The organism is Novosphingobium sp. B-7 (assembly GCF_000410615.1).
GTDB lineage: Bacteria > Pseudomonadota > Alphaproteobacteria > Sphingomonadales > Sphingomonadaceae > Novosphingobium > Novosphingobium capsulatum.
Map to the genome: position 1 here is coordinate 8,126 of NZ_KE148387.1, position 1,879 is coordinate 10,004.

The following is a 1,879-nucleotide window of genomic DNA, read 5'->3' on the forward strand; positions in this document are numbered from 1 at the left end:
AAGCCGTTCATCCTGCGCGGCAGTGGCGGGATGGCCAAGGCCGTGGTCGCGGCGCTGCGCGACGCGGGCTTTACCCAGGGCACGATCGTGGCGCGCAATGCCGAGGCTGGCCCGGCGCTTGCCGAACGCTATGGCTTTGCCTGGGCCAGCGACGTGCCCGCCGCCGGCGCGCCGCTGCTGGTCAACGTGACGCCGCTGGGCATGGAAGGGCCCGATGCCCAGGCGCTGGCCTTCCCGGCCGAAATGATCGCCGCCGCAGACGTGGCGTTCGACGTGGTGGCCCAACCGGCGCAAACGCCGTTCATCCTTGCCGCGCTGGCGGCCGGAAAGCCGGTCGTTTCGGGGGCCGAGGTCATCGTCCTTCAGGCAGTGGAGCAGTTCGTGCTCTATACCGGGGTGCGTCCGTCGGCCGACCTCGTGATCGAGGCCGCACGCTTTGCCCACGGCGACGCCACGGCCGCGCGCCTGGCAGCGACCGGCCTCTAGGCGCCGCGCCGGCATAACGCCGCGCAAACAACTGGCAACATTCCCGCAAGGCCCCCTTTCCGTGGCTGTGGCACATCCTATATGATGCGCCACAGCCACGACGGCCCCTGATCGGCCGCCGGCAAGGCGCAGGAAGGACATGAGGGATATGGGCAAGGCCGAGGTCGAATTTCCCGAGCCGCCGTTTGCCATCGACGATGTTGTCGCACACCTGCGCCGGGTGCGCGAGGGCTGGCGCGATGCACGCAGCAAGCGCGGCGATTACGGCGCGGTCGGCTTCCCCTCGCGCCACGCGCTGGGCCGGATCATCGATGTACTGGCCGCCGCATTGTTCCCGCTGCGCCTGGGCCCGGCCGAAGTGACCGCCGCCAACGAAGACATCTTCGTTGCCGCCAGCCTGCAATCGGCCCTGCCCCTGCTAGCCGCGCAAGTGCGGATGGAATTGCACTACAGCCATCCCCAGGATTGCAACGCCACTGTCGATGCCGAGGTCAACCGCATCGTCACCGCGCTCGCCGCGCGCCTCCCGGAAATCCGCCGCCTGCTCGACAGCGACGTCGAAGCCGCGTTCGACGGCGATCCCGCCGCGCGCTGCGTCGATGAAGTGCTGCTGTGCTATCCGTTCGTCACCGCCGTGCTGCATCACCGCGTGGCGCACGAGCTTTACAAGCTGGGCGCCCCGCTGGTGGCGCGCATCCTGGCTGAAATCGCCCATTCGCGCACCGGCATCGATATTCATCCCGGCGCCACGATTGGTGAGCGTTTCTTCATCGATCACGGCACCGGCGTGGTGATCGGGCAGACCGCGATCATCGGCAAGCGGGTGCGAATCTACCAGGCCGTAACGCTCGGCGCGCGGAGTTTCAGCACCGACGAGGAAGGCCGCCTGGTCAAGGACGAGGCGCGCCATCCGATCATCGAGGATGACGTGACAATCTACGCCGGCGCCACGATCCTGGGCCGCGTCACCATCGGCCGCTGCTCGGTGATCGGCGGCAATGTCTGGCTGACGCGCTCCGTTCCCCCGGGCAGCCGCGTGCGCCAGACGCAGGCGAGCGTGACCGTGGAAGCGGGCGATCCCTGCGATTGATTGTTTACGGGCTTGGGGCCCGAAACATGCCCTCCCCTAACCCCTCCCGCCAGCGGGAGGGGGACTTTCAGTAGTGCCCCTTAGACTCCCCTCCCGCGTGCGGGAGGGGCTGGGGGAGGGCATGTTTTATTCCCTCAAAGCTTGCCCACCAGCTCCGGCACGGCGGTAAACAGATCAGCCACCAGGCCCACGTCGGCCACCTGGAAGATCGGCGCGTCTTCATCCTTGTTGATGGCGATGATGGTCTTTGAGTCCTTCATCCCGGCAAGGTGCTGGATCGCCCCGGAAATGCCCACCGCGACA

General features: G+C 67.6%; 1 protein-coding gene and 2 pseudogenes. 2 read left to right on the top strand and 1 reads right to left on the bottom strand.

Annotation, left to right across the window (positions count from 1 at the left end; genetic code table 11):
- Positions 1-486: pseudogene (locus H926_RS34885) on the top strand (shikimate 5-dehydrogenase); the annotation flags it as partial.
- Between the two features lie 139 nt (positions 487-625).
- On the top strand, positions 626-1,576 hold the full coding sequence (gene epsC / locus H926_RS28155; protein WP_051146401.1) for a serine O-acetyltransferase EpsC: 951 nt from the start codon (positions 626-628) through the stop codon (positions 1,574-1,576).
- A 134-nt stretch (positions 1,577-1,710) separates the two neighbouring features.
- Here epsC and H926_RS28160 read toward each other — a convergent pair.
- Positions 1,711-1,879: pseudogene (locus tag H926_RS28160) on the bottom strand (FAD-binding protein); the annotation flags it as partial.

What these genes read in the sequence shown, in the direction of transcription:
- epsC (WP_051146401.1), top strand. Translation starts at nt 626, where the DNA reads ATGAGGGATATGGGCAAGGCCGAGGTCGAATTTCCCGAGCCGCCGTTT.